The organism is Lacticaseibacillus yichunensis (assembly GCF_003946405.1).
In the GTDB taxonomy this organism is placed as follows: Bacteria; Bacillota; Bacilli; order Lactobacillales; family Lactobacillaceae; genus Lacticaseibacillus; species Lacticaseibacillus yichunensis.
Window position 1 is genome coordinate 16,295 of record NZ_RHOG01000001.1, and the last position, 26,852, is coordinate 43,146.

Annotated in this window: 21 protein-coding genes and 1 pseudogene; 10 read left to right on the forward strand and 12 right to left on the reverse strand. The window is 57.1% G+C overall.

Annotated features, from left to right (window positions below):
• Positions 1–44: 44 nt before the first annotated feature.
• The 3 genes from EKM95_RS00055 to EKM95_RS00065 all read right to left on the reverse strand — a co-directional run bounded on the left by EKM95_RS00055 (position 45) and on the right by EKM95_RS00065 (position 3,085).
• A complete protein-coding gene (locus EKM95_RS00055; RefSeq protein WP_125695790.1) occupies positions 45–524 on the reverse strand; it encodes an acyl-CoA thioesterase in 480 nt (159 codons plus the stop codon).
• 5 nt (positions 525–529) lie between these two features.
• On the reverse strand, positions 530–2,845 hold the full coding sequence (gene helD, locus EKM95_RS00060) for an RNA polymerase recycling motor HelD (protein ID WP_125695791.1): 2,316 nt from the start codon (positions 2,843–2,845) through the stop codon (positions 530–532).
• A gap of 72 nt (positions 2,846–2,917) precedes the next feature.
• Positions 2,918–3,085 (reverse strand): Tat pathway signal protein, encoded by a 168-nt coding sequence (locus tag EKM95_RS00065; protein ID WP_125695792.1) that lies wholly within the window; start codon positions 3,083–3,085, stop codon positions 2,918–2,920.
• A 91-nt stretch (positions 3,086–3,176) separates the two neighbouring features.
• Between EKM95_RS00065 and EKM95_RS00070 the strand changes: the two genes are divergently transcribed.
• Entirely contained in the window at positions 3,177–5,003 is a 1,827-nt protein-coding gene (locus EKM95_RS00070; protein ID WP_125695793.1) for a monovalent cation:proton antiporter family protein, read from the forward strand.
• A 371-nt stretch (positions 5,004–5,374) separates the two neighbouring features.
• Here EKM95_RS00070 and EKM95_RS00075 read toward each other — a convergent pair whose 3' ends face one another.
• From EKM95_RS00075 to EKM95_RS00090, 4 genes are all read right to left on the reverse strand, one after another.
• Entirely contained in the window at positions 5,375–5,875 is a 501-nt protein-coding gene (locus EKM95_RS00075; protein WP_125695794.1) for a QueT transporter family protein, read from the reverse strand.
• An 87-nt stretch (positions 5,876–5,962) separates the two neighbouring features.
• The gene (locus tag EKM95_RS00080) at positions 5,963–6,700 is read right to left on the reverse strand and encodes a 3-oxoacyl-ACP reductase (protein ID WP_125695795.1); all 738 of its coding nucleotides are present in this window, start codon (positions 6,698–6,700) and stop codon (positions 5,963–5,965) included.
• Positions 6,697–6,915, reverse strand: a complete 219-nt coding sequence (locus EKM95_RS00085) for a DUF2829 domain-containing protein (protein ID WP_125695796.1) — start codon at positions 6,913–6,915, stop codon at positions 6,697–6,699. The genes EKM95_RS00080 and EKM95_RS00085 overlap by 4 nt, the downstream gene beginning before the upstream one ends.
• Before the next feature lie 167 nt (positions 6,916–7,082).
• On the reverse strand, positions 7,083–9,116 hold the full coding sequence (locus EKM95_RS00090; protein WP_125695797.1) for a TPM domain-containing protein: 2,034 nt from the start codon (positions 9,114–9,116) through the stop codon (positions 7,083–7,085).
• A gap of 158 nt (positions 9,117–9,274) precedes the next feature.
• Here EKM95_RS00090 and EKM95_RS00095 point away from each other — a divergent pair, with 158 nt between their 5' ends.
• The 3 genes from EKM95_RS00095 (at position 9,275) to EKM95_RS00105 (ending at position 11,867) form a co-directional block, all read left to right on the forward strand.
• Positions 9,275–10,180, forward strand: coding sequence for a proline-specific peptidase family protein (locus tag EKM95_RS00095; protein WP_125695798.1), 906 nt, complete (start codon positions 9,275–9,277; stop codon positions 10,178–10,180).
• Positions 10,181–10,312: 132 nt separating this feature from the next.
• Complete coding sequence (locus tag EKM95_RS00100) at positions 10,313–11,143, forward strand: hypothetical protein (protein ID WP_125695799.1); 831 nt, start codon at positions 10,313–10,315, stop codon at positions 11,141–11,143.
• Positions 11,144–11,189: 46 nt separating this feature from the next.
• Positions 11,190–11,867, forward strand: coding sequence for a histidine phosphatase family protein (locus EKM95_RS00105; protein ID WP_125695800.1), 678 nt, complete (start codon positions 11,190–11,192; stop codon positions 11,865–11,867).
• A 180-nt stretch (positions 11,868–12,047) separates the two neighbouring features.
• Here EKM95_RS00105 and EKM95_RS00110 read toward each other — a convergent pair whose 3' ends face one another.
• A complete protein-coding gene (locus EKM95_RS00110; protein WP_125695801.1) occupies positions 12,048–12,476 on the reverse strand; it encodes a MarR family winged helix-turn-helix transcriptional regulator in 429 nt (142 codons plus the stop codon).
• Between the two features lie 185 nt (positions 12,477–12,661).
• Between EKM95_RS00110 and EKM95_RS00115 the strand changes: the two genes are divergently transcribed.
• Positions 12,662–12,943, forward strand: coding sequence for an OB-fold protein (locus EKM95_RS00115; protein WP_125695802.1), 282 nt, complete (start codon positions 12,662–12,664; stop codon positions 12,941–12,943).
• Between the two features lie 32 nt (positions 12,944–12,975).
• On the forward strand, positions 12,976–14,400 hold the full coding sequence (locus tag EKM95_RS00120; RefSeq protein WP_125695803.1) for an MDR family MFS transporter: 1,425 nt from the start codon (positions 12,976–12,978) through the stop codon (positions 14,398–14,400).
• Positions 14,401–14,707: 307 nt separating this feature from the next.
• On the opposite strand, the gene EKM95_RS00125 is transcribed toward EKM95_RS00120, so the two are convergent.
• Together EKM95_RS00125 and EKM95_RS00130 are read right to left on the reverse strand one after the other, a co-directional pair.
• Positions 14,708–16,525 (reverse strand): FtsX-like permease family protein, encoded by a 1,818-nt coding sequence (locus tag EKM95_RS00125; protein ID WP_125695804.1) that lies wholly within the window; start codon positions 16,523–16,525, stop codon positions 14,708–14,710.
• 13 nt (positions 16,526–16,538) lie between these two features.
• On the reverse strand, positions 16,539–17,297 hold the full coding sequence (locus EKM95_RS00130; protein ID WP_125695964.1) for an ABC transporter ATP-binding protein: 759 nt from the start codon (positions 17,295–17,297) through the stop codon (positions 16,539–16,541).
• Between the two features lie 311 nt (positions 17,298–17,608).
• On the opposite strand from EKM95_RS00130, the gene EKM95_RS00135 reads away from it, so the two are divergent.
• Both EKM95_RS00135 and EKM95_RS00140 read left to right on the forward strand, forming a co-directional pair.
• Entirely contained in the window at positions 17,609–19,210 is a 1,602-nt protein-coding gene (locus EKM95_RS00135) for an APC family permease (RefSeq protein WP_379897272.1), read from the forward strand.
• A 200-nt stretch (positions 19,211–19,410) separates the two neighbouring features.
• Positions 19,411–20,258, forward strand: a pseudogene (locus tag EKM95_RS00140) (diacylglycerol/lipid kinase family protein); the annotation flags it as partial.
• Positions 20,259–20,541: 283 nt separating this feature from the next.
• Here the strand turns inward: EKM95_RS00140 and EKM95_RS00145 are convergent.
• Entirely contained in the window at positions 20,542–21,480 is a 939-nt protein-coding gene (locus tag EKM95_RS00145) for a 2-dehydropantoate 2-reductase (protein WP_125695965.1), read from the reverse strand.
• Between the two features lie 775 nt (positions 21,481–22,255).
• Between EKM95_RS00145 and hflX the strand changes: the two genes are divergently transcribed.
• Positions 22,256–23,530 carry a GTPase HflX gene (gene hflX / locus EKM95_RS00150; protein WP_225423083.1) on the forward strand — a complete coding sequence of 425 codons (1,275 nt, stop codon included), beginning with the start codon at positions 22,256–22,258 and terminating at the stop codon, positions 23,528–23,530.
• Between the two features lie 67 nt (positions 23,531–23,597).
• Here hflX and EKM95_RS00155 read toward each other — a convergent pair whose 3' ends face one another.
• Positions 23,598–24,182: a TetR/AcrR family transcriptional regulator gene (locus EKM95_RS00155; RefSeq protein WP_164510021.1), complete on the reverse strand. Its 585-nt coding sequence runs from the start codon at positions 24,180–24,182 to the stop codon at positions 23,598–23,600.
• Between the two features lie 142 nt (positions 24,183–24,324).
• Here EKM95_RS00155 and EKM95_RS00160 point away from each other — a divergent pair, with 142 nt between their 5' ends.
• On the forward strand, positions 24,325–26,751 hold the full coding sequence (locus tag EKM95_RS00160) for a YhgE/Pip domain-containing protein (RefSeq protein ID WP_164510022.1): 2,427 nt from the start codon (positions 24,325–24,327) through the stop codon (positions 26,749–26,751).
• Positions 26,752–26,852 lie beyond the last annotated feature (101 nt).

The window sequence follows — 26,852 nt, forward strand, 5'->3', positions numbered from 1 at the left end:
CAAAAAACCGCAAAGCCAAAATGCAGCTTTGCGGTCAACCATTTCTAGAGCATTGAAGTATCATCGCGCGTGATCGGGGCGGCGTCGCGCAGGGCCTTGTTGCGGGCGCGGCGCTCGGCATAACCAGCGTTGAGGCGCTGCCCGAATGCGGAATCGAATTCCAGTGTCGGCAATGCGTCCGGGGTGCGGGTCACGAAGGTCATGAAACTCCAGCCCGCCAAATAGCGTTCGCCCGAGTCCATCTGTTCGCCGACGAGTTTAGTGAACACCTCAAGCGACCGCGTCCCCACGCCGGACACGACGCTTTGGTAGATCACCGCATCCCCGATTGCGACAGGCGTCACATACTCCATGTGATCGACCGACGCGGTGACCAGGCCACGCCGCGCGAGGCGGTGCGCGGCGATGCTGGCATTTTCATCCAGCCAGGCCACGGTCTGGCCGCCAAACAGCGAGTCGTGCTCGTTCATTTGGCCTTCAAAGACGCGGTGCGTCGTAGTGGCCAAGGTCTCAGAAAAATTCATGGCAATCACTTCTTTTCATAACGGGACGCCGGCACGCCGGCCAACAGTGGCGACAAGTCCGGGCTGGCCAAAATCGTCAGGCGGTGCATCGCACGGCTGGCGATCGTGTACAGCAGTTCGCGTTCGTCTTCTTCGTGGAAATTGGCGGCGTTGACCTGCCACAAAATGACAGCATCAAACTCCAAGCCTTTTGCCAGATAGGATGGGACGACAATGTTGCCCGGCACCAGCCGCTGATTTTCAGATTGAATCAGGGTCGCTGGCACGCCGGCCGCCTTGAGTTCCTCGTAGACCGTCTGCGCCTCTTCCAACGTCTTTGCGATGATGGCACTGGTCTGCTTGGCGTTATCGTCGACTTTGAGCTGATCGATGAGCGCCGTCACCAACTGATTTTCCGTGTCGCGCACGGCGATGGTCGGCAGCGGCCCCTGGCGATCAAAGGCGTCGATGCGCTGGCCGGAGCGCAGGATGGCCTTGGTGAACTCAGTGACCTGCGCCGTCGAACGATACGACTGGGTCAGCTGCACGACACGGGTCTTCTCTGGATCAAAGAGGCGCGACACGTCCTGAATCAGCGTGTGCGAGTCGTCCTTCGTGAAGATCGCCTGGTTGAGGTCACCCAACAAGGTGAACTTCGCGCGCGGAAAACTCCCCTTCAGATACGCCAGCTGATACGGGGTGTAATCCTGAATCTCGTCGATGAACACATAGCGCATGTCGCGCTCGCCGTGGCGGCCGGTCATCAAGTCATACAGATGCAGGTATGGCGTTGCGTCGACCATGGTCAAGCGGCGATTCTTGAAGGCGGCGATGAACCCAGCGACCTCTTCGTCCCAGGCTTTTTGCGTGAGCCCGAAGCTCGCCAGATCCACGAAGTTGCCCGCGTCCTTGAGATACTGCACGTACTGGCCGCGAACGTTGAGAAAATGGTTCCGCGTGATGGCCGTTTGAATCGTCTTGAAGGCATCGACCACGATCTTCCGCGCGAAGAACTTGTACTCTTCGTCAGAATTCTCGAACTCGGTCTTGCCTTCCGACTGCAGCATCCGAATCTGCTCATCCGACAAGTCCTCGACCGCCTGCTGGACCCACTTGGCCTTCATTTCGCTTTCGACACGCCGGTTGAGCATGTTCAAAAGCCGTTCCTTGGTCGCGCTGAGGCGATTGCCGAGATGATAATTCGCGTTATAACTATAGAAGATGTCCGCGATCCGCTTTTTTGAGAAAAAGACGGTATCTTTGAATTTGATATCCCGGAACCGCATGCCGCCTTTTTCAAGACTGGCCGCATAGTCTTCCGTCGCCTTGAAAAACGCGAGGCTGCCCTTGAGCTTGGCCACCTTTTTCTGCGCCGGCGACAGCACCGCCTCAAACTGCGAAAACAGATCCTGCACATCGATGTTCGGCACGCGCCGGGACACATACTGATAGAACGTGAACTGGACCATGTTCTGTTCGCCCAGCTCCGGCAAGACGTTGCCGATATAATCCGAAAACAGCTGGTTGGGGGAAAACATGATCACCTGGCTGGAATTGAGGTTGCCCCGATAGCGATACAGCAAATAGGCCACGCGCTGTAAGACCGCCGATGTTTTGCCGGAGCCCGCCGCCCCTTGCACGAACAACAAGTCGGCGGTGGTGTCACGAATGATCTGATTTTGCTCCCGCTGAATAGTCGTGACGATGCTCTTCATCTGGGTGTCGGACTTTTCGCCTAGCACCTCCAGCAACATCTGGTCACCGATCGTTTCGGTGGTGTCAAACATCGTGGTGATCTGCCCATTTTCCACAACGAACTGGCGCTTGAGCGAAACGTCGACGACTTGCGGGCCGTCTGGCGTTTGGTAAGTCACATGGCCGAGGCCGCCGTCGTAATAGATCGAGCTGATCGGCGCGCGCCAGTCGTAAATCAGGAACTTGCCGGCCTTGTTGGTGAAGGAGCCGAGCCCGATGTAAATGGTCTCCGGTTTCTCCTTGCCTTCCGTGAAGTCGATGCGGGCAAAAAACGGCGAGACTTGCAGACGCTTGACTGTTTTCAGCTGCTGGGTGGACTGCTGCCAGGCGTTGCTGCGCTCATCGAGCATCTGCTGCTGCTGTTGAATGGATGCCGCGGTCTCGATCGATTCAGCATCGTTACTGAAATTGAGGGACATGTCGCTGAAGAAATTCTTGTTCAGCGATTGTTCCTCATTTTTGGTCCGAGCGATCTCAGCGGTCAGCCGTTTGTCGGCCGCCTGCAGCTCGTCCATGATGCCATCAAGGTGTTGTTGTTCGCGCACTTGTTCTTTGGTCAAAACATGGCCCCCTTCAAACGAGAACATGAAAATAATCGTTTTAATATGATACCACGTTTTCAGGGGAAACAACACACTTTGCGCGTTATTTGTCGCGGACTATTTTTGCTTAAAAAGCGGCGTCCAGGCCTCAAGTATGTAGCCCACAGCCAAGCCGATCGCCACGCCGAGCAACAAGTGCTTCGTCAAAAGCCCGACCACTAAGCCGATCAAGGTGGTGGTGCCGACGATCACCGAGCGGCGGCTGAAAAACCCTGTTTCCTTCATTTGCGAGACCTCCAATTTACGAGATGTGATGGGCGCAAGATTTGTTTTGCGGTATTCTGAGCATAGCATATTGGAAAAGCGGGTGTCAGTCATGTCCAGTTTATCGCTTCTCATTGTCTTGTTTGCGGCGCTGCTCATCCCCATTGTGATGGCGCGCCTGAATATCACCTCGACCCCCACCGCCGTTGCGGAGATCGTGGTCGGTTTCGTGCTGGGCAAAAGTCTGCTCGGGGTAGTCACGGCCAACGCGGTACTCGATGAACTTAAAAGCCTCGGCGTGATCGTGTTGATCTTTTTGTCCGGCATGGAGATCGATTTTTCCCTCTTCAAGCCGCAGCCCGCAAGCAAAACCAAACAGCTCGGCCCGGCCAAGATCGCGCTGCTGGGTTACGGCGCTGTGATTGTTGCGGCGCTAGGATTTGCGTGGGTGCTGGACCTGATTGGCCTGTACCACCACATTATTTTCGCCGCCATCGTCTTTTCGACCGTCGCGCTGGGCGTCGTGATCGCGGCGTTGAAGGAAAAAGAGCTGCTCAGCCAGCCCTTTGGCCAAACGATGCTGCTGTTGGCGGCGCTGGGGGAAGTCGTGCCATTGCTGGCGCTAACGGTTTACGCCGAGCTCAACGGCCACGCGAGCCGCTCGGTGTGGCTGCTGTTATTGATCTTCGTGGCCGCGATCGTGCTGCTGCTCCGGTTTCGCAGGCCGTATCAGTGGTTCGCGAAAGTCGATAAGAGCACGACGCAGCTGGACATTCGCCTCGCCTTTTTCCTGATCATCACGCTGGTTACCGTGGCCGAAAGTGTCGGCGCGGAAAACATTCTCGGCGCCTTTTTGGCCGGCATGGTGATGAAGCTGCTGCACCCGCGGGAAGAAACCCAGGACAAGCTGACCAGCCTCGGGTACGGCTTTTTCATTCCGATCTTCTTCATTATGACCGGCGCGGCGATCGATCTGAAAACACTGCTGAAAGATCCCACCAGCCTCGCGCTGATTCCGGTATTGCTGATCGGCTTTTTCGTGGCCAAGGTCGTGCTTGTGCCAGTGCTCCGGCTGCGCTTCAAGCCACAAAATGCGCTGGCCGGCAGCCTGTTGATCACGACCACCATCACCCTGGTCATTCCGGCCTTGACGGTGGGCAAAACGCTGGGTATCATCACCACCCAGCAAAGCGGCGCCTTCACGCTGGCCGCCGTGATCGCCTGCATTTTGTGCCCGATCTTGTTCAACCGGCTGTTTGTCGCCGAACCAGAGAGCTTTAAGAAGACGGTGGTGCATTTTATCGGCGCCAATCTCCTGACTGTGCCGATCGCCCAACAGCTCGCCAAGGGCCTCTACGACATCACGCTTTTCACCGACGACCCGGCGAAGTACAAGACTTACAATTCCGAGGCCAACGTGAAGCTTCTGCCGAGTTTTTCCCAAGGCGCACTGCATGAAGCCGGCGCCTATGACGCAGACATTGTGATGCTGGGCTACTTCGACCATGATAAAAATTATGAGCTGGCGCAATGGGCGCTGGCCAACAAAGTCCCGCGGATCATCGCCCGCTTTGAGACAAAAGACGCGACCAGCGACCGGTATGATGCCCTCAGCAACGCCGGGGTCGAGATCTACAACACATACGAGGCCAACATCGCGGTGCTTCGTAGCCTGATCGAAACACCGTCGACCCTGCAGATGTTGACGGATACGGAAGCCGGGTTGTACGAGATCACCGTCCGCAACCGCCGCTTCACGGGTCTCGAGCTCAAGAGCCTGCCGTTCATCGACGCGATCACCGTCAGTGCCATCAGACGCGATGGCGAGTTCCTTTCACCTCATGGGGACACCCAGATTCACCTGGGCGATCACCTGCTGTTTACGGGTGGGAAAACCACCATTGCGGAGATTCGCAGCACATTTGAGAAAGAGAATTAGGAGATGGAAAGGCCCCGTCGAGAGGATAAATTCGACGGGGCCTTTTTGGGGGTGGGGCAACTGTTCGTAAATGGGCAGGCTCTCGCTTTTGCATTGAGACATCCCGTGCACCTACGCACCCTATGCAGTCGGGCTCCGGCCCGCATGCCGGGGACATCTAACTGGCCCATGCACTCGATGGCTTAGTGCGCCATCAAGCACCTGAGCCAAGTTAGCTCCCCCGGCATCCCGCAAGCCTTCGCACCCTATGCAGTTGGGCTTCGCGTGGCAGGTCCGAGGCATCTAGTCGGGCTGGTCACTCGGTGGCAAGGGACGCCCCCAAGCGCCCAGGCCGCACTAGCTGCTCGGACCTAAACGCCGCGCTACGCACCCTATCTATCCAAGTGCACTGCCTTTGCCACGATCGGCATCACGAACGCGCCGATGGTCATTGAGATTGCTTCGCCCGCCATGATCACGGGGTAGCTTGCCCAAAACGGCATGTGGTACACGATCGCGAGTTGGGCCGCCACGGTGAACATTGAGACGGTGAACAACACGCCCATCACCAGGTATTTTTGCCACCACTTATTGCAATAGCCGGCCAGCCACCGACTCAATAACAGGAAGATCAGGGTGCCGATGGTTCCGACTGGCACGTCGATCACCGCGGTCGGGCTGAAAAAGTTGGCGATAAAAACACCCAGCGTGACTGCGACCACATACCGCTTGTTGTAAAGCGCGGTATAGTTCAGCATCTCCGAAGCGCGGATCTGCCCGGCGCCAAACGAGAACGGCGTGAGCAGGACGGTCACCGCCACGTACAAACTGGCGACAATGGCGACTTGGGTGAGATGCAGCAGTGAGCTGCGTGTTGAGACAGAGTTTTGCATATGAGCTCCTTTGTGACCGCTTGGGCCATTGAACAACTGCGGTCAAAGGAAAATAAGTCCCGCAGCGGGCCGAAGCCCAGTGACAAATTATTTGGCCAGCCAGCCGCCGTCGATCGGCAGCACCGCCCCATGAATATAATCCGCGGCGTCGCTGGCTAAAAACAAAGTGAAGGCGGCCACTTCTTCTGGCTTCGCCCAGCGCTTGGCCGGCGTTTGGTCGGCGACCCAGGCCGCCATCTTGCCGTCCCCGGCGAAATCCGCAGCGTTCATCGGCGTATCGATCGCACCCGGCGCCAAGGCGTTGGCGCGAATGCCCTGCGCCGCATAGTCGAGGTCCAGCTGCTTGGTCAGCCCGATCACCGCGTGCTTGGCCGCTGTGTACGCGACCCCGCCACCGCCTGCGACCAAGCCGGCGATGGAGGCCATGTTAACGAAAACGCCGTGGCCGCGCGCCAGCATGTCTGGCAAGACTGCCTGGCAGATCAGAAACTGACTGGTCAGATCGACTTGGAGAAAATGTTGCCAATCCGCCAAGCTCGTTTCAAGAATCGAGCGGTACCCATCCAGCTGGCCGGCCGTGTTGCACACGATGGTCGGCTGCCACGCCGCAATCGTCGAAGCGGTGGCCGGATCAGCGACATCGCCTTGCAGCACCTCGACCCCGGCCAACGACACCGGGGCCTGATCAACGGCCAGCACTGCTGCCCCGGCCCGCAAAAACGCCGCAGCCTGCGCCGCCCCGATGCCAGACGCTGCCCCAGTCACAGCGACCCGCTGACCCGTGAAATCCCACCGAATCTGCGCCTGCCCCTCGCTGGCCGTCATACCAGTGTCCAATCCGTGGCCAGCGCATCACAGCCGGTGGGTTCCCAAACCGAATACCCTTCGCCTTGAACCTTGATCAGAAAATACGGTGTGACCGCGATCGACTCGTAGCTTTGCCCGCTGACCAGCGTGATGTATTCCTCACCGCCGCCCCAGCCGCCGCGAACCGCGCGCTGCCCCGCCTTGAGCTTTGGCAACACTTCTTCAAATGTCATGGTATCCCTTCCCTCTGCGCAGTTGCGCTGGCCATAGCGTACCAGAAATCAGTGGATGCGAAAAGGGCGCGGGAAAATTTTTCCTACACCCCTTTGACAAAAATAGTTGTCCGCATTCGTCAATGGCAAAACCAGATCACGCCGCGGTCCTCAGCCCGATTTTCCCATCACCAACTGCCACCGAAGCCGCCTGACGACCCGCCGCCGCCAAAACTACCACCGGAGGAATCGCTGGAGCTACTACTTGGCGGCGTCTCCGCCCGCGTGTAATCCCGCATCCAAAGCGGAAAGTCGTTATAGCCGGACTGGGCTTTCGTCGGATCATCCAAGTGGGCCGCAATGGCGGTGAAGATGTCCGCCGCCTGTGCGTCCAAGCTCGTATCGTCGCCCACGCCGCCCAGAAACGCTTGCCAGACCGGGGTCAGCGTATCGCCGTCTGTGGCCGGATCATAGGCGTTGCCCCACGCGATGAAGGCCGGCTCGTAATGCACGGCGGTCTCAGTCCGGCGCCCGGCCGCAGCCTGCCCGGCCAGTTCCGCCAGCGCATCCAGCGACGTCAATTGAAGCAGTGCGCTGTTGGTCCAGTTGATCAACAGCCGCGAAAAATCATACAGGTAAAAATACGGCAGTGGCGTCTGCATTTTCACCTCGGCTAGCCAGCTGGCCCCGTGGTCCCGCACATACTCGCCCAGCGCGATCTCGACCTGCTTGGCCGGCGACTGACGTGAGAACATGGGCACGCTGGCTTGGGTCGGGTCGATGTCGATGCCCGCCTTTTGTGCCGCTGCCAACAGGGGCGTCCGCTCGACCAAATGCGGCGCGGTCAACGCGGCCTGGCCCCGCGTGTGCCCGAAGCGCAAGATGGCATGAAGCACCCAGATCACGATCGTGGCCGCCACGACGCCCGGCCACACATGCGGATCCGCGCCTTCCTGCCGGCTGAAATACCAGCTGGCCGGATAGAACATCAAGAGCCACAGGCCGAAGCGCACGACAAAATACAATTGCAGGGGCAGCCATTTGCGCAGTGGCAATTGCACCAGCACGATCAGACCGCTGAGCAAAAGCCCGATGCCCAGCACCGGCCAATCGCCTGTTCCGACAAGGGTCAGGATCACGCCAGCCGCCAGCATCATCACCCGCCAGACCCAGCGGTACTTGAAGAAGAAGCCGGCTTGATAAACGAAGAAGGAGACAATCGCCCAGACGGCCGCCAGTCCAATGAACAGCGGCAGTTTGTACGGATTGAACGCCACCGCGCCGGCCGAACGAATCAAGCGCTTGTTTTCGGTCATCACTTTGCCCGTGTTCGAGGCAAACAGCGCAAGGGCCTGATCATCCTTGTTTTTCTTCAACAATTGGGTGAATTGCGGCGTCGCAATGGTGGTGCGGAAGGTGTCGTTGATGACGCCGGTAACGCCGACACCAGCCTGAAGCCACCATTTGTGGTCCTCAAGCGCGATCACCAGGATAATGCCATTTTTATATTTCGATTGTTGCGCCGGCATTTTGGCCAGTTCGCGCTTCGCCATTTTGTTCAGCGTCTTGTCGCCGCTCGGGGCGTAATCCGTCACGATCAGGCGGAATTGCGGCTTGCCCGGAAGCGCCGGCAAGGTCTTGGTGTTCAGCGTATACAGGGCCCGGCGCGTCTTAAACCCAACGGCGCCTTCGTCATCGGAAAAATAGCTGGCAGTCTTCTGCCACTGCGCCATTGTCAGGCCGCTGTCCGGGCCATCCGACGTGATCACAACTTTGTGGTCATCCGTCACGCTGCCGATGATTGCCTCGTTGACGCGCTCAGCCGGCGTTCCGGTGTCCGCGGTACCGGCCTCAAACACATCGTCGGCGTTGCGTGGCAGATCCGTGCTCATCCAGAGTTTGCCCGTTTGCGGATTCACGGCATACAGCATCCCCATCGAGGCAAAATGGGGCCACTTGTCCGCCGTCATGGCCGCATACGCCGAGGCCGCATCGGTGATCTTGTCACTGCCAACCACCGCCGCGCCAAGCGACCCGTCATCTTGCAGCGTCCGCGTGTTGTAACTGGTGATTGCTGCTTTCGTCTTCGGCGTCAGCCATGAAGTATCGCCGCGCCACCAGACCATTTTGTCGACCGCCTGCACCGGCCGCGCCGTGGCCAGACCGGCGCCAACAATCAACGCGAGTATCAGAAGCAGCCCCACCCACCATTTTTTTCGCATCCCAGACCTCCCGTGAAAATACAATACCGTCAGTTTAGCATCTGGTGGATCGCGCGTCTGTCAATTTTCACCCAAACGCGCTTCAGAAAATGGCCGAGGCGCCGCGGCCGGGGAAAAGTGATAAAATGAAGACATTCTAAGGAAATGCGGTGACTTTGATGAAGCAAGGAACGACCATCTTAACGCTCGATAACGGCTATCACTTGTGGACCAACACGCAGGGTCAAGGCGATATCCATCTGCTTTGCTTGCACGGCGGCCCCGGTGGCAACCATGAATACTGGGAGAATTTTGGCGAACAACTCGCCGACCTTGGCGTGCAGGTCCACATGTACGACCAGCTCGGCAGTTTTTATTCCGACCAACCGGATTATTCCGATCCGGAAACGGCGGCCAAGTATCTGACGACGGATTATTTCCTGGGTGAAGTCGAAGAAGTCCGGCAAAAGCTCGGGCTGGATCATTTTTACCTGATCGGCCAAAGCTGGGGCGGTGCGCTGACGCAGCTGTATGCCCTGAAGTATGGCGAGCATCTCAAGGGCGCGATCATCTCGAGCATGATCGACAACATCGATGAATATGTCGTCCACATCAACCAAGTGCGCGAAGACGCCCTGCCGCCTTCAGCCGTTGCCTACATGAAGCAGATCGAAGCGAGTGGCGACTGGAAGGATCCGCAGTACCAGGCGTATGTCGACGTTCTGAACAAGGGCTATGTCGATCGCAAGCAGCCGCCTGCGATCAGCCACTTGATCGACACCACCGGCACCGCGGTCTACAACGCGTTCCAAGGCGACAACGAATTTGTTGTGACCGGCAAGCTGAAGGACTGGGACATCCGCGACCAGATTCACAACATCACCGTGCCGACCCTTCTGACATTTGGCGAGCACGAAACGATGCCCGTTGCCTCTGCCCAGCGCATGGCCGAAGTAATTCCGCACGCGCGCCTGGTCACCACTCCAAACGGCGGACACCACCACATGATCGACAACGCGCCTGTTTATTTCGAGCATCTCAAGCAATTCATTACCGATGTCGAAAACGGCACCTTCAACGATTGATTCAAAAAGCCGAGCAGCGATGCTCGACTTTTTTTGTTCGCTGATGGCGCCGGCTCGCACATCCGGCTCCTGCACTGAGGCGGATTGTTCTATAATAGAAGCAACTCGACTTCTCACAAGGGGGCCATTTGAATGAAAAAAGCACTCATTGCACTGCCACTGGCGCTGCTTCTGATCAGCGCGGCCGGTTGCTCGACCAGCAGCAAGGACACGGCCAGTCGCGCGAAAAATTCTACCAGCGCGGTCAAAAAAGCAAAAGCAAGCAGCTCAAGCGAGGCATCGAGCAGCGATGTAAGTAAAACGTCCAGCACCAAAAAAGCTGAAGAATCCAGCAGCAAACCCGCCACGCCAGCCGAGCAGTTCAGCAGTTTAAACACCAATATCGGTGCGGTCCTGCCAGGGTCGCTGTTGCCAACCGATTTTGCCTTCACTGCCAAGCAGTGGGTCAATGCGACGACCACCGGCACCATTCGTAATTACACGATCAGCTACAGCGAAGGCAAGCAGGCGCTCGCCTTGAACGACGCCAGTTTGCAATCCGCCAAGCCGGTGCTCAAACTGACGAAAAAGACGTATGCCAGCGTCAATGCGGCGCAGGATGACATCAATTATCATCCCGTTCAAAGCGGCCTGCCGACTGTCGCTCTGGGCGATGGCATCACCGGCGTTCGCGAAGGCGCAGCCGGCACGAGTTACGTGACCTGGGCAGAGGGCAACTGGTCGATCACGGTCAGCGCCTCAAATGTCGCGAAGCAAGATCCCCTGCCGCTGGCGAAAAAAGCAGTCGCGTATTTTGCCGATCACGCACTGCCGGTTCCGGATGGACCGGCTTCGGTTCAGCTGGTGGCCGCCGCTTCGGATGACCTCAGCAATGTGATTCAGTGGCGCAAGGGCGCGGTGGGCTACACCGCAAGCGGGACGGATGCGATGAAATTGTTGCAGGCCGCCGTGTCGATCAAGTAGGCCGATTTTTCGACTCAATGACCCATTCGTTTAATGGAGGAAATAAATGAAAACAGTGACGGTATACCTCGTGCGCCATGGTAAGACGTGGTTCAACACGTTCAATCGGATGCAGGGCTGGAGCGATTCGCCCCTGACCGAAGACGGCATCGCAGACGCGAAACGCGCCGGCCAAGTTCTGCGCAACATCACGTTCACTCACGCGTATTCCAGCGACACGATGCGCGCGCAAAATACGGCCAAGACCATTCTTGAGGCCAACTTGAACTCCGCCGTGCCGTTGACCGTCACGCCATTTTTCCGCGAGCAGTTCTACGGCTATTACGAAGGCCAGGATTCGGCGGAGAGCTGGTACGCGGTCGGCGCGCCGCATGGGGCACCGAGCCTGAAAGCCATCATCGATCAATACGGCGTGGATGCCAGCAAGGACTTCATGCACGACGCCGATCCATTCGGCGCCGCGGAAGACGCGATCACCTATTGGACGCGCCTGCAAAAAGGATTCAAGCTACTGCGGGCGGACAACCAAAATGGCGACAATGTCCTGCTGGTCACACACGGCACGACGATTCGCAGTATCGTCGATAAATTCGGCAAAACGGACGGCTTCAAGGTCACCGACTCGCCGAAAAACGGATCGATCTCGCGCATCGCGTTGACCGATGAAGGCATCAAGGTGCTCAGCTTCAACCAACTGAAGCTGGAGCCGGGACTGCTGAAGTAAGACGAAACGCAAAAATGACATGTCAGCGCTCAACCGGTTTGGTGAGTGGGGCATGTCATTTTTTATGTTGATCATTGATCGCATACGGAAAAATTCGAGCTGACGTTGGAGGCCAAGTTAGCCGCTCAGACCTAAACGCCCCGGTCCGCACCCTTTTCAGTCGGGCTCCGGTCCGCACCCTTATTCTTCGAGCGCCGCTTTGATCAGGTCGAGGTTGCGGGCCAGTGCCTTGCGTTCGTTTGCTGGAACGGCCGCGCGGACCTTATCTTCTAAGTCGCTGAAGATCGTCGTGATCTGGTCGATCAGCTTTTGGCCGGCCGGGGCGATGTACAGCTGCTTCACGCGCTCATTTTCAGCTGGCACTTCGCGTCTGAGGTAACCGGCTTGAACGAGACTCTTCAACATATTTGTCACAGTCGCGTCTTGGCGACCCAGATAATGGGCCGCCTCTTTTTGTAAACAGCCGGGATGCGCGGCAACGAATTGCAATAAGCGCGCCTGCTGGACATTCAGGTGCAGTGCCTTGAGCTGCTCATGGATCAAGCTTGCCTCGGCAACCACGGTCTCATGCAAGCGGTCGGATAAGTTCTGTGGATCGTTTGTCTTCATTATATGTCATCACTTTCCATCAATTTCTACTAACAGTATAGCCATTAAAGAGTTGTCATTCAAAGTAAAGTCGCAAGAAAGATACTTGTGTTTTTAATTTTTAGCATTGACAACATTCGTATTGAAAACTAAACTAGGTCTCGTTAACTGTTGTATTAACAATCTTATAAATTGGAGTGATCGTGATGTTCAACCTTGAAGAAACCGCGCTTTACAATAGCTTTTACGCTGGGGAGAGTCCCTACAACGACGCCATCGTGACTGTCACCGGCACCGTTTCTTACGTCGGCCCGGACTCTTATGGGCTTCCCTGCGTCGAATTTGGGGATGTCACAACCGGCACCGCGCGGGTCGCCTGCGTGATCGGCGACACCGGCCTAACAGTCGGCGAGCGTGCGGCGATCATTGGCCATATCGAAGGGTTCACGCAAGGCATGGTCGTCTTAAAACACTGCCGGCTTGGGTAAGGCCACCATCAAATGAGAAAGGATCTGATCAGATGACACGATCTGTCGATAATGCGGGCCGACCATTCAACCGGACCCTGTTTACCATCGTGGTCCTGATCGGGATGTTTGCGAGCAACATCAACCAGACGATCTTAGCCGTTGCTCAGCCGACCTTGATGCAGGCGTTTCACATTCCTGCTTCTTCGGCGCAGTGGCTGTCGACGAGTTATTCCCTGATCATCGGGGTCATGACGCCGGTGACCGCCTGGCTGGCCGACAATAAGAGTTCAAAGACGCTTTTTGAATGGGCGATGGGCTTTTTCCTGCTCGGCACCACGCTTTGTTATTTCGCCAACAGTTTTGCGGCCCTGCTCGGCGGCCGGATGATTCAGGCGGTCGGCGGGGCGCTGTTGGCCGGCATCGGCACCACCATGCTTTACTCGGTGTACCCACTTGGCCAGCGCGGCACCGTTTCGGCACTGATGGGGCTAGTGTTTGGCCTTGCCCCAGCAATCGGCCCCACTTTTTCCGGCTGGGTGATCGACCGCTTTGAATGGCATGACATCTTTGGCATCTTGCTGCCGCTTTTGGCGGTGGCGTTTGTGCTCGGATTGTATGGCCTGCGCAGCGTCGTCATGGTCAACCGGGCAAAATTGGACTGGCCTTCTGTTTTTCTGTCAGCGTTCGGATTTGGCAGCCTGCTGTATGGCTTTGCGGTGGTCGGCACGCGCGGCTGGCTCGACTGGCAGGTGCTCGGCGGTATTTTCTGCGGCGCGGTCTTGGTCGCCTGGTTCATTTGGCGGCAATTACATATCTCGGCGCCCATCTTGAAAATGACGATCTTCAAGGCGCCCACCTATCGCATCGCCGTCGTGATCACGGCGCTGTCGCAAATTGCGTTTGCGGGCTTTGAATTCGTCCTACCGCTATACCTTCAAACCGTGCGCGGCCTGTCCGCGATGAGCTCCGGCATGTGCTTGATCTTAGGTGCGCTGGTCAATGCCGCGATGAGCCCTGTGACGGGTTACGTCTTCGATCATTACAACGCCCCGCGCATGATCAAGGCCGGGCTGCTCATCATGTTGCTGGGAACGATTCCGTTTGCGTTTGTCACCGCGCAAACGCCGGTCGTCACGGTCGTCTTACTTTACGCGATTCGCAGCCTGGGCTTTTCGGCGGTGCAAATGCCGATCACCACACTGGGCATCAACGTGTTGCCACCGGCATTGATCTCGCATGGTAGCTCAGGCAACAACATGATGCGCTACACGGCCAGCGCGATCGGCACCGCGATCTTGATCTCCGTGCAGCAAAATGTCGCCAACACCCAAGCCGGGCATGTGGCGACACTGGCCGATCCGCGTGCTCTGCTGAGCGGCTATCACGTCGCATTCACGCTGGTCGCTGTTTTATTGATCATCGCGTTGGTCACAGCGCTTCGCCTCTCTTCTAAGGATAAGGAGGCGCGCGCATGATCTGGGCACTGACAATCTGCATCCTGGTCTTCTTCTTTTCCACCCTGTTTAGCAAGACCCCTGCCCCGCGCTGGCAACGCGGACTGGCCCTTACTTCCGGGTGTCTGTGCGTCATCCTCAGCTTGGCGCTTTGCCTTAGCTGACCAGGCCCCACGCAAAAAAGGAACTAGAAACCGTGTCAATGTTGCGGTTTCTAGTTCCTTTTTGAGTACAGACGCTGTGGCTCGGCGCCATGTGCGTCCTATTTTGGGGCAGACACACGAGCTGGCGTGCGACTGGTGCCTATTTTTCGATAAAAACAGCCTGCTTACCTGCGCCCGCCCAGATCTTTGGTGATGACGATGCTTTGATACAGCCAGGTCGTCAAGGCGTAATACAGGCCGTATAGCACGAGGAAGATCGTGAATGGCAGCCACAGCCCATCATAAGGATCGGCAAGCAGTGCCTTGAACAACTGGAGACCAAACAGCACGTGGATCACGCCGAGTAGCCCTGGGAAAAGGAACAGCGCGCCGATCTCTTCGGCAATCGACTTGCGCAGCAGTGCCGGCCGCACCCCAATCTTTTGCAGCATCAGGTACCGCTGCTTGTCGTAGTTGGCCCCCGACAGGATCTTGAACATCAACGTCGAAGCAAGCATGGCCAAAAATGCGATACCAAGGAAGAAGCCCATGAACGCAAGACCCCCGTACATACTGGTGATCAAGGCGTACGTGCCGAATTTTTGGCCATTGGTCATGCTATCCGGCTTGAAGCCAAGGCGCTTGTCCTGCGTTTTGACCAGGGCCTCGATGCGATCGTAATTCGCGCTGAAATCGGCGACTTGATACGTGATTACCTGGTAAGGCTGGCCGGCCAGCGCGGCAAACCGGGCGTCTGAAACGACCGTGAAGCTCTTGCCACTATCCACCGGCCGCATGAACTCGGTCATGTTGCTAGAATTCTCGGCGACCTTTGTCTTAAAATTCGTCGCGGTGACCTTTTCGATCGAGGACTGGCCCAAGGAACGGAAAACAGGAAATTCCAGTGGATGCGCGTTAAGTTCAGAGGCCTTGAAGTAGATGTTGGTGCCATCGGCCTTTTGCGTATAAACGACCTTGGCCTTGAGCCCGGACAGCTTGTTGGCATCGGCTTTTTCCTTGGCCGTCGGGGCGACTTGCACTAGGTCATAGGCGTCCTGGGCCTTAGCGATCTGCGGAATCGCCCGCTGGAAGCCGAGGCCGACGGTGATGGCCCCAAGCGCCAAGGCGAAAAGAATCGAGACCACCGCCAGAATTTTCGTGTAATCGCGAATACGGAAGCTCAGCTGACTCAGGGTGAAGGTGTGCAATTGGCGGGAAGCGAAGCGTTTGTTTTTCTTCAGCAAACCCACCAAAAAGACGAGCGTCGCATTGAACATGAAGTAACTGCCCAAGACGATCGTCACCAGCGCCAGGCCGATGCCGGAAAGCCCGAGCTTGTTGACGGCCGCCATCGCCCAGTAGCCGATCGCAAGCAGGCCGATGCCAAGCAGTGCCTGAATCAACAGCAAAACCGGCTTGGTGCGCAGGCGATTTGGCGTTTGCGCCGCGTGAAGTAGGGTCAAGATCTTCGTTTTGATCAGGCTGCGCGCGTTGAACAAAGCCGCCAGGATGAACAGGACCACGAAGAAGACAAAGGTCCACAGCACCGCCGGCCACCAGAGCGGCGAAAAGCCCGGCGCGCTGGAATGCAACATACCCAGCAGCACATGGCCGGCCGCGGTGGTCAGGCCGATGCCCAGCAAGGTCCCGACTGCCGTAGCCAACACGCCCACGGTGACAGTCTCAACGAAGATGAGTTGGGCGATCTTGCTGGATTTTGCCCCGAGCATCATGAACATCGCGTAGTCGCGCTGGCGCATGCTCATCAGAAACGAATTGGCGTAAACGATGTAGACCAAGGTGATGATCGCCAGCAGGACCTCGCCGAACATGAAGATGAACGTGGTCATCGACAGCGGTGAGTTGCTGGTCAAAAACGTCTTATTCGTCGCAAGCGCCAGAAACATGTAGAACACGGCGCTGGCGATGACCAGGCCGGAAAATAGGACGGTGTAGTCGCGCAGGCGTGAGCGAATGCCGCCTAATGCTAATTTGCGTAACAAAGCGCGTCCTCCTTTACTGCTGGAATGTGCCGACGGTCGTCAAGATGCGGTGGTAAAAATCTTCCTGCGATTCCTCGCCGCGCACTAATTCCTGCCCGATCTGGCCATCCTTGATGAATAAAATACGCTTGGCGTAACTGGCGGAAAACGCGTCATGAGTCACCAACAGAATCGACACATGCTGGTCGCGATTGAGGTCGGCCATGGTGTCGAGCAACTCCCGCGCGGACTGGCTGTCCAGTGCCCCGGTCGGCTCATCGCCAAACAAAATGGCGGGTTGTTGCACCAAGGCACGCGCCGCGGCCACCCGCTGCTTTTGCCCACCGGACAGCTCCGTTGGGTAATGATCCAGCACCGCGGCGATGCCCAGCGTTTGGGCGATCGCGTCGACGGCCTGTTGCTGCTTTTTGTGCGGCGCGTTTTGGAGCGCCAGCGGCAAAGCGATATTTTCCCGTGCGGTCAGGTTTTCCAGCAAGTTGAAGTCTTGGAAAATAAAGCCGACTTGCTTGGCGCGAAAATCGGCCAGGGCATCCCCTTTCAAGCCGGTGACGTCTTCGCCATTGATATGCACATCGCCGGTGGTCGCCTGATCAAGCGTACTTAAAATGTTGAGCAGGGTCGTTTTGCCTGAGCCACTGGCCCCCATGATCTCGACAAACTCACCGGGCGTGACATCAAAGGTCACCCCGCGCAGTGCCTGGGTCTGCTTTTCATTGTTCTTGCCATACGTCTTCGTCACGTTTTTCACGCTGACAACTGGTTGTGCCATGATGTTCCTCCATTCATTTATCACTGAGGCTATCGTACCGCACTTGGCCGCGCTGTGCCGTATCGCTTCGGTCACCCGTCTTACATCCGCGTAAGAATGACCGTTTGCTTTAAGAAAATCTTTAATCTCCTGCCCATTTTCGGTACAATAGGGCGACTGTTTTATTGCACATTTCAGTAAGGGAGGTATTCACCATGCGCCGAAACAAAGCGCCGGGCAGCCAACGTGTTGACTGACACAATGGCACGCGGAGGAAACACATAGTGGAAGATAATAAACAAAAACAATATATTCCTTGGGTGATCGTCGGCTTAATGGATTTCGTCACGGTCATCGGCTTCGATGATATCATTTATAATTTTCAAAATCAGGGGCTCGTTGCCGTCACCAGTTGGGTACTGATGACATTTTTCTACGTGATTCCCTATAACTTGATCGTCGCGCACATGGGCTCGACTTTTTCCGAGCTCGGCGGTGGCATCACATCCTGGATGCGCCAGACAAACGGCGATACAGTCGGCTATTTTGCCGCGTGGTTCTACTGGATCACCGGTCTGCCGTATGTCGTCGATGTCGCCAATTCCGTCGTGATCTCCCTGGGGTGGATCTTGAACGGCAACGGCGACATTCAAAGCCACATGGGCAACGCGTGGTTTGGCATCACCACCGCCGTGATCTTCGTGGTCTTCATCTGGATCCAGCATTTGTTCAAGAACAAGTCGCTGGAAGTGATGTCGACGATCGGCGGCGGGGCGATGTTCATCATGACCGTCCTCTTTGTCATCATGACCATCATCGGCCTGTCGTCTGGCAATCCGATCAAAACGCAGCCATTTGACTTCAAGGCCTTTTTGCCAAAACACGTGGATCCGGCCTTTCTTTCCACCTTTGGGCTGTTCGTCTTTGCGATGAATGGGTCTGAGCTGGCGGCGCCTTATACCGCCGACATGAAACACCCGAGTCGCGATTTTCCAAAAGCTTTGAAGATGATCGCCATCATGACGATGTTCCTGACGCTGTTTGGGACGTTCAGTTTGGGTGTTTACTTCAATGCACATCACCTGCCGAACGACTTGAAGATGAACGGCTCGTACTACGCGTTTCAGGCGATCGGCAAACAGTTCGGCGTTGGCAACGGCCTGATGTACCTGTTCGCCGCGGTGCAAGGCATCTACATGCTGGCCCAGCTCGCCGTGATTTTGGATGCCTCGACCCGTGTCTTCTTGTCTGATGTGGCCAAGCGCTTCATGCCGCGCCAGCTCACAAAGAAAAATGCGGATGGTCTGCCGATCAATGGCTATTGGCTCACGACCATCTTGTGCGCGCTGATCATGGCGCTGGGCGGGATGCTGCCGCGCATCAACGACATTTTCAACTGGCTCCTCAACCTGAACGGCATCGTCTCACCATTTTCGACCTGCTTCCTGTTCTGGTCCTTTCTCATGGTGCGGCTGCACTCCGACCGTTTTCCAAAACCGGACTACACCTTCATCAAGTCCGACAAGCTGGGCGTGATCGTGGGTGCCTGGATGCTCGGCGTGACGTTCCTGCTGGCCGTGCTAGGCTTCTTCCCAACGGATGCGAATCAGTCAACGTTTGCGATGATGCTGACGCTGAATATCGTCGTGCCGATCGGGATGGTGGTCCTGGGCTTCATGATGCCGTGGATCGCCAAGCGCCAAGCAAACGGCAACGGCCTGGCCTTCGGGAAAACAGCCTGGTGGGTCTTCACCTTGGTCATGGGCATCGGTCTGATCGGCCTTGTCTCATACGGGATGTCGACCTCGATCGTGGCGCACGCTGCGCCTTGGCTCAAATGGGGCTCAATCATTGTCGTCGATCTGATCTTGCTCGGCTTGACTAATCTGTTCACCCGTAATGGCCGCCACGGCATCGCGGATACAGCTGATATTTAAAGGATGCGAAGCCCGCACCGGATAATTTCTGGTGCGGGCTTTTTAGTTGGGCTTCCCCGAGCAGGTCTGAGGTGTCTAGCAGGCTTGGTCACTACGGCACAGTGCGCCATAGCGCCCAAGCCATGTTAGTCACTCAGCCCTCCCGTTCGGCTCCGCACCCTTTTTGCATGCTAGAATGAACATGAAAGGAAGTGGCGGCCATGACAAGCTACAGCGTGATCTACAACCCTCAGTCTGGAAAACAAGGCGCGACTCGCATCGCCAAGCGGTTCGCGGCTGCGGCTGAAAAACGCGGCCATGTCGTGCGACAGACGCACGCGACTTTGCCTTCACCGCAATGAGTGACGTGGTGGTGGCAGTCGGCGGCGATGGGACGATCAACCAAGTTGCGGCGGGCCTGGTCGCAAGGCGGCACCCACCCTTGCTCGGCATTCTCCCGGCTGGCACCGTCAATAATCTCGCCATGGTGCTGCATATCCCGCTGCTCACCCCGCTGGCGATCGCCGGGCTGCTGGACGGCACCCCGCAGCCGCTGGATATCGGGCTGGTCAATGGTCAGGCGATGATCTCGACCCTGACCCTTGGCGTGTTGGCCAATGCGGCGCTGTCCGTCACCCAGCAGGATAAGCAGCGGTTCGGCCCGCTCATCTACCTGACCCGCGGCCTGAAAGTCCTGCTGCAGCACCAACATTGGCAGCTGACACTGGCGGCGCCGCAACGAACCTGGCAACAGGATACCTCGTTCGTCTTGGTCACAATGACCAATTCCGTCGGGGGCTTCACCAACTTTGCGCCGCAAGCCAAACCTGGGGATGGCCTGTTCCATGTGTTCGTCGCGCCCAAGACCGGCCGTTGGCATAGCCTGATGGTACTGCCGTACTTTCTCTCGGGCAACTTCGCCAAACTCCCAGGCATGACCTATTTCACTGCCAGCCAATTGAAGGTGTCGGCGGCCAAAAGTCTGCGCTCGCGCATCGATGGCGACCCGAGCACGAGCCTGCCGCTGGAAATGCAGGTGGTGTCGGGCAAGGTACAAGTACTGACGCCGGGGAAAAACCGAGTCGGGTGGCATTTTGGACCTGTCCGCGGGTGGGCAGGCCTATTTGTTTGCGTCGCTTTTAGTGTCGAAGATCAGATCAAAGCGACTTTGGTTTTCCGACGAAAGGTTGCGCGAAGGCCTGCCGCAATCCGTCCTTCTGAAGACGAGCGGGCCTGGCTAGCTGAGATCCCCAGGCCTCAACGCCGCCTTGCACGACCAGCCACTGGCCAGTTTTCAGAATCAATTTTGACCGAAAAAAAGCGCCACCCACAAAGGCAGCGCTTCGCACATCCTATTTGGCTTTGACCAAGACTTCTTTCATCTGGATCAGTTGGGTCAACAGCTGGCAATCCGGTGTTGGCACGCCATATTGCTCGCCCTTACGCCAAACCGTCCCGTTGATGAAATCGATCTCGGTTTTACGATGATTGATCACAAGGTCTTGATACATCGAGGGATAATGATCCGCGATGTCCGAAGTGAAGGTCGCTGCGACGTGTTGATAGATCTCGGCTTGATCCAGCTGCAGGCCCTCATGCGCCCCAACTGCGGCGAACTCCGCAATGATTGCCTTGAGGAGGCCTTCGATTCCATGCGTTTTGCCCAGCTCGCCGATGTTGCAGGCCAGCAGTGCGCACAGACTATTCAGCGTTCCGTTCACGCACGCCTTGCGCCAGATCGCGTATTTGACGTTGTCGCTATAGGTCGCGTTGAGCCCGGCCTCATCGAAGACTTGCACGACCTGCTGGGCAAAATCCTTCCCAGCTGGCGCAAAGTTTTGCAACTCGACATTTCCGTTGCCAACAAGCGTCGCGTGTCCAGGACCGGTCATCCCGGCGGTCCACATGGTGATGCCGAGCAACAGATGATCCTTTGCGACATATTTTTCCAACACATCCTCGTGCCCGATGCCGTTCAGCAGGCACAACACATAGGTATCAGGATTGATGATCGGACGTACCGCGTCGAACATCGTCGTCAGCTGATTGGACTTGGTGAAAACAATGATCAGATCTGCCTGGTCGCCGATGCGATCGATCTCTATCGGCGAATAGATCGGCAGTTTCACTGTCACCGGTTCACCGTTGAAGTCCGCCTGCAGCCCATCTTTTCTGATCGCGTCAATATTGGCCTGCCAGCCATCGACCAACGTGACCTCATTTCCTGCCCGATGCAACATCAGCGCAAACCGGCTGCCCATACCGCCAGCGCCTAAGACCGTGATCTTCAATAGTGTCATCCCTTTCTCTGTTTAGGATAGCAGGTGCACATTAAACTAGGATGAAAGTTGCGGTATGAGGTCGCGAAACACAGGAATGGAAGCACTCGGCTGCGCCCCTTTTTTTCGAGTTGGGCTCCGCCGAGCAGGGGCGGGTCATGTAGTTGACCCGGTCGCCCGATGGCCAAGCACGCCATCGAACGCCCAGCCCAAACTACCTGCCCGCCCCTAAGCGCTCGGCTCCGCACCCTGTTTCCAGTTGGGCTTCGGCTCGCATGGCGGGGACATCCAACTGTCTCTTGCGCTCGATGGCGCACGCGCCATCAATCGCATGAGCCAAGTTAGCTGCCCCGCCATCCCGCGGGCCTGCGCACCCTTTTCCAGTCGGGCTCCGCCGGGCAGGGCCGCGACATCTAGGCCATTAGCCACCCGAGGCCAAGTGCGCCTCACGCGGCTAATGGACCTAGCTGCACGGCCCTGTACGCCCGGCTTCGCACCCTGTTTCTGGTTAATTTTTTCCAAATCTGGTACACTTGCCGTAGTGAAACGAAGGGAGGCAGTCGTCATGCGCATTCGCCGTGATCAGTTGAAGTGAAAAATCACCGCTTTTTGCGGCAGCGCTGCGCGTCTCGCCAGTGGCCTGTTTAGGTCGCCATCGAAGCCGGGCTCGGCTTCTTTTTTTGTGCAATTGGATAAGTGATCTAGTCGCCGTAGAATCACGAGCAAAGACGCTACTGAGCGCCGTTTTCGCCCGCGCGCCCCTCGCTGCCGCCTCATGGAGGAAAATATGGACGTTTTACAACCTAACGAAAAAGTGATTGTCAGCGGGATCTCCCGCATGCAAGAGAATTTTGACTATAGTATGACCGAATTGAAAAATCTCGCCGCCGCAAACAATTACGATGTGGTTGGCGAGATTCGCCAGAACCTGGACCGCTCACTTGCTGGCACTTATTTTGGCGCCGGCAAGTTGGACGAGATCAAAGAACTCGCCTTGGCCAATGATGCGACCCGACTGATCGTCAATGATGAGTTGTCGCCGTCGCAGCTGCGAAATATCGAAAAGGGTGTTGGCGTGAAGGTCTCCGATCGCACGCAGCTGATTCTGGATATTTTTGCCACCCGGGCCCGCAGCAAGACCGCGATCACCCAAGTCGAGATCGCCCAGCTGCAATACGCCTTGCCGCGCCTGCATCCCAGCGCCAACAAGCTGGATCAGCAAGGCGGCGGTGGCGGTCTGGCCAACCGTGGTGCCGGTGAGACGAAGCTGGAAATGGACCGGCGCGTACTGAATAAGCGCATCGCCAAACTACGCCGCGACCTCAAGGAGGCAGACGTGGGGGCTGAGGTGCGCCGCGCCAAACGCGAGGAGAACCGCATCCCCGTCGTTGCGCTGGTCGGCTACACCAATGCCGGCAAGTCCACCACGATGAACGGCCTACTTGAACGCTACGCCGATCATCCGGAGACCAAGACTGTTTTCGAAAAGGACATGCTGTTCGCGACCTTGGACACCAGTGTTCGCCAACTCACCCTGCCGGACAATCGGAAGTTCTTGTTGTCTGACACGGTCGGCTTCGTCTCCAAGTTGCCGCATCAGTTGGTGGATTCCTTCAAGGCCACGCTGGCAGAAGCGGCGAATGCCGACCTCTTGATTCAAGTCGTCGATTACGCCGATCCGCATTATCCGGAAATGATGGCGATCACGGAAAAGACGCTCAAGGACATCGGCATCGAAAACATTCCGATGATCATGGCCTACAACAAGGCTGACCTGCGCGAAGGCACCCTGTTCCCGCAAGTTGACGGCGACAATATCGTCTACTCTGCGCGCGATGACAAGTCGCTGGCCGCGTTGATCGAGCTGATCACCAAGCATATTTACGCGGATCACGAAACGCACACGTACCTGGTGCCGTTTGACCAGGGCCAGATCGTGGATTACATGCAGCGCGAAACAGCCGTTGCCAGCACCGATTACGTCGAGGCCGGCACCAAGCTCGTCGCGACCGTCGATCCAATTCAAGCCGGCAAGCTGAAGAAATACCAAGTCGCAGATTAAGGTGAAAATAGCGGGTGGCCGCGCATCCTCTTCGATGCAGGGCCACCCGCTTTTTGGTGTCGCCAGTCTAGTTTTCCGCAGGCTTCAGCACGTCGAAGCCGCTCAACCCACTGACATTCAATTTGGTGATCGCGGCGCGGATCTCCTTTTTGGGAAAATGCGTATACCCGTTCACCTGCATCCGCAGCATCGCCATCATATTGGTCACAATAAACGTCGCAAACAGGACCGAATAGTCGTGATCGATCTGCCGATTGTCGCGAATACCGCCGGCGATCTCCTCGATCAGGCGTTCCTGCACCTTCTGATCCGTGTGCCCATACGTCTCGTGCGTCATCACATAATTGTAAAAATCGTGATTCGTTTCAAGGAAGTCGACGAAAACAGACAACAGGAGGCCGCGATGCGAGGCGTACTCATCGTATGAATGCTCGCTGAGCCGCGCGGTGAGCTCATCAGAGATCGAATCGGCATAGGACCACATCAGGTCATCGATGGTGTCGTAATGTAGGTAAAAGGTCTTGCGATTGATGCCGGCGCGTTCGGTCAGCTCCGAGACTTTGATCGGTGCGACCCCTTTTTCGATCACCAACGCCTCATAGGCATCTCTAATCGCCTGTTCCGTACGCACACTCCGTCGATCCTCTGCCATGACCTGCAACCCCTTTCTTTGACCCCAGTTTACCCCATAGTGTGGCATAAGCCCCACGATGCGTCAAACTGGGTTGCACGCAGCTGAAAAATCATTATATTCAATAACGATTTTGCAGTGCGATACAGAAAGGAACTTGCAGATGCTCAAAGCAGAATGGCAACACCTACTCAAAAATAAATTCATGCTCATCGTCTTTTTCGCGATCGCCTTGATTCCCGCGATCTATGGCGTCACGTTCCTCAGTTCGATGTGGGACCCGTATGGCAAACTCGATGAGCTGCCGGTTGCGATCGTCAACGAAGATCGGCCGGCCGCGATGAATGGCGCCACGCTTTCTGTCGGCAAAGACCTGAGCGCCAACCTGCGCAAGAGCAAGCCGCTCGATTTCAGACAAGCGACGGCCAAGGAAGCCGCAGCCGGCCTGAAGTCTGGGGAATATTACGCCGTTTATACGATTCCGACCGATTTTTCTAAGAACGCCACGACGCTTCTGAGCAAGACGCCCAAGACGATGACCCTGAAGCTTGCGACAAGCTCTGGCCACAGCTTCATTGCGGGAAAAATGGCAAGCAGCGCTGCGACTACGATGCAAAAGACGCTGAACGGCCAGATTGCCGCGCAATATGCCAAGACCCTTGTCGCGGCCGTCACGCAGCTTGAAGGCGGGCTCAACCAGGCCAGCACAGGGAGCAAGACCCTGGCTTCCGGAAGCGCGATTGCGGCGGCCGGCACCAAGCAACTGGCGAGTGCCTTGAAGAAACTCGCAAATGGCACGCTGACCCTCGATCAAGGTAGCCAAACGCTGAAAACAGGTATCGGTGCCTATGTGCAGGCGGTCGCCACGGCGGAAAGCGGAAGCGAGAAAATCAGCGCCGGCCTGACCACCGCCTCCGCTCAGCTGCCCGCATTGACCAGTGGTATGACAAAGCTTGCGACAGGCGCGACCAACGTCAGCAATGGCTTGGCCCAGACCCAGCCGGCGCTCGTTAAGCTGCAAGCCAGTGCGGCGGACCTCAATTCAACTATTCAGACACTGAAGACCAGCACAGCCACCATTGCCCAAAATAGTCAGGCGCTGGCCACTAATCTTGCGACCTTCAGCACCGCCCTTCAATCGGCAACGGCGAAAAGTGAGGCAGTCCAGACGCAGCTCGCGGGCCTCAGCAAGCTCACCACGGCCGTCCAGACCGCACTCAAAGGCCTTGGTAGTGACACGGCAAGTACAGCTGTCAGCGATGCCCTGGCCAAAGAAGCCAGCAGTTTGCATCTGACCGCTGCCCAGACCCAGGCCATGCAAGAAGCCGCAAGTCAGACGGTCCGCGCAGCGCAAGCACAACAGCTCAAATCGCTGAGCCCACTTTTGACTCAGCTTCAGACGGCACTCACCCAGCTCAGTGCCGCATCGCCAACGGATACCACTTCCACCAAGGCCGCGCTGGCGCAGCTGACGGCCGGCGCCACCCGCCTTGCCCAGGCTGATCAGGCCGTTGCGCAAGGCACGACCAAGCTCGCGACGGGCAGCCAGCAGGTAAGCGCTGGGCTGGGAAAAACAGTTGCGGCAAATGCCCAGCTTGAAACTGGCGCCGCACAGCTGAGTCAAGGATTGCAGGCAGCCACGCCAAAGATCGAGTCAATGACCAGCGGGGTTGCGCAACTAGCCAGTGGCGCGACCCAACTGACCAGCGGCCTCGCGACACTCACCACTCAAGGCCAACGCCTCAATAGCGGGGCGACGACGCTCACGACCGGGGTGACCACGCTCGCCTCGGGCAGTAAAACAGCCGCCAACAGCACCGCCACGCTTGCGACTGGCTCACAGAAATTGGCGACCGGCGCCACCACGCTTTCGACCAAGCTCGCCACGGCGACCCGCTCGCTGCCAACCCTTCACTATTCTCACAAACAGTCCGCCGCGTTTGCCTCGCCAGTCACTCTCAAGCAGACCGAAGAAGATACGGTCGCCAATAACGGCACCGGGATGGCCCCTTACATGCTCGGCGTTTCTCTGTTTGTCTGCGCCTTGGCGATGAACCTGATGTTCGATACGGACACGCCATATGCCAAGCCAAAACATGGGGTCGCCTGGTGGGGCAGCAAGGTCATCTTCCTCGACGGCGTGGCAGTCCTCGCAGCCACAATTTTGCTGGCCAGCATGGTCGGCTTCGTCGAGTTGGCCCCGGTTCACCTTTTCCAGACTTGGCTGGTCCTGGCGCTCACCGCGGTCACGTTTATGAGCCTGGTCACCTGGCTGAACCTGGCACTGGGCAAGTCCGGGTCCTTCCTTGCCATGATCATCCTCGTCCTCCAGCTGGGCGGCTCGGCTGGCACCTACCCGATTCAGCTTTCGGGTGGCTTCTTTGAAGCAATTCACCCATTCCTTCCGCTCACCTATGTCGTCGATGCGCTGCGGCACACCCTCATGATTGGCACGTTCCCAGGCTCAGACCTTCTCGTGCTATTCTGCATCTTCGCCTTCTTCTCCCTGCTCGGCCTGATCCATTATGTTCGCAAGGCCCACCGCTTCACGGCTATTGAGTGGCCAGCAGAACCGGAACCGGCAAAATAAACACGTGTAGGCAAAAAAATAGTTCGGTCGCACAACAATTGTCGTTGCGTCTCCGAACTATTTTTCAATTCTGCATTAGCTTGGTCGGGCCGTTAACTCCG

What these genes read in the sequence shown, in the direction of transcription:
- EKM95_RS00120 (WP_125695803.1), top strand. Translation starts at nt 12,976, where the DNA reads ATGACACGATCTGTCGATAATGCGGGCCGACCATTCAACCGGACCCTG.
- EKM95_RS00090 (WP_125695797.1), bottom strand. Translation starts at nt 9,116, where the DNA reads ATGCGAAAAAAATGGTGGGTGGGGCTGCTTCTGATACTCGCGTTGATT.
- EKM95_RS00085 (WP_125695796.1), bottom strand. Translation starts at nt 6,915, where the DNA reads ATGACATTTGAAGAAGTGTTGCCAAAGCTCAAGGCGGGGCAGCGCGCG.
- EKM95_RS00115 (WP_125695802.1), top strand. Translation starts at nt 12,662, where the DNA reads ATGTTCAACCTTGAAGAAACCGCGCTTTACAATAGCTTTTACGCTGGG.
- EKM95_RS00100 (WP_125695799.1), top strand. Translation starts at nt 10,313, where the DNA reads ATGAAAAAAGCACTCATTGCACTGCCACTGGCGCTGCTTCTGATCAGC.
- EKM95_RS00135 (WP_379897272.1), top strand. Translation starts at nt 17,609, where the DNA reads ATGGATTTCGTCACGGTCATCGGCTTCGATGATATCATTTATAATTTT.
- EKM95_RS00080 (WP_125695795.1), bottom strand. Translation starts at nt 6,700, where the DNA reads ATGACGGCCAGCGAGGGGCAGGCGCAGATTCGGTGGGATTTCACGGGT.
- EKM95_RS00055 (WP_125695790.1), bottom strand. Translation starts at nt 524, where the DNA reads ATGAATTTTTCTGAGACCTTGGCCACTACGACGCACCGCGTCTTTGAA.
- EKM95_RS00070 (WP_125695793.1), top strand. Translation starts at nt 3,177, where the DNA reads ATGTCCAGTTTATCGCTTCTCATTGTCTTGTTTGCGGCGCTGCTCATC.
- EKM95_RS00105 (WP_125695800.1), top strand. Translation starts at nt 11,190, where the DNA reads ATGAAAACAGTGACGGTATACCTCGTGCGCCATGGTAAGACGTGGTTC.
- EKM95_RS00110 (WP_125695801.1), bottom strand. Translation starts at nt 12,476, where the DNA reads ATGAAGACAAACGATCCACAGAACTTATCCGACCGCTTGCATGAGACC.
- EKM95_RS00075 (WP_125695794.1), bottom strand. Translation starts at nt 5,875, where the DNA reads ATGCAAAACTCTGTCTCAACACGCAGCTCACTGCTGCATCTCACCCAA.
- EKM95_RS00160 (WP_164510022.1), top strand. Translation starts at nt 24,325, where the DNA reads ATGCTCAAAGCAGAATGGCAACACCTACTCAAAAATAAATTCATGCTC.
- hflX (WP_225423083.1), top strand. Translation starts at nt 22,256, where the DNA reads ATGGACGTTTTACAACCTAACGAAAAAGTGATTGTCAGCGGGATCTCC.
- EKM95_RS00065 (WP_125695792.1), bottom strand. Translation starts at nt 3,085, where the DNA reads ATGAAGGAAACAGGGTTTTTCAGCCGCCGCTCGGTGATCGTCGGCACC.
- EKM95_RS00155 (WP_164510021.1), bottom strand. Translation starts at nt 24,182, where the DNA reads ATGGCAGAGGATCGACGGAGTGTGCGTACGGAACAGGCGATTAGAGAT.
- EKM95_RS00095 (WP_125695798.1), top strand. Translation starts at nt 9,275, where the DNA reads ATGAAGCAAGGAACGACCATCTTAACGCTCGATAACGGCTATCACTTG.
- helD (WP_125695791.1), bottom strand. Translation starts at nt 2,845, where the DNA reads ATGTTCTCGTTTGAAGGGGGCCATGTTTTGACCAAAGAACAAGTGCGC.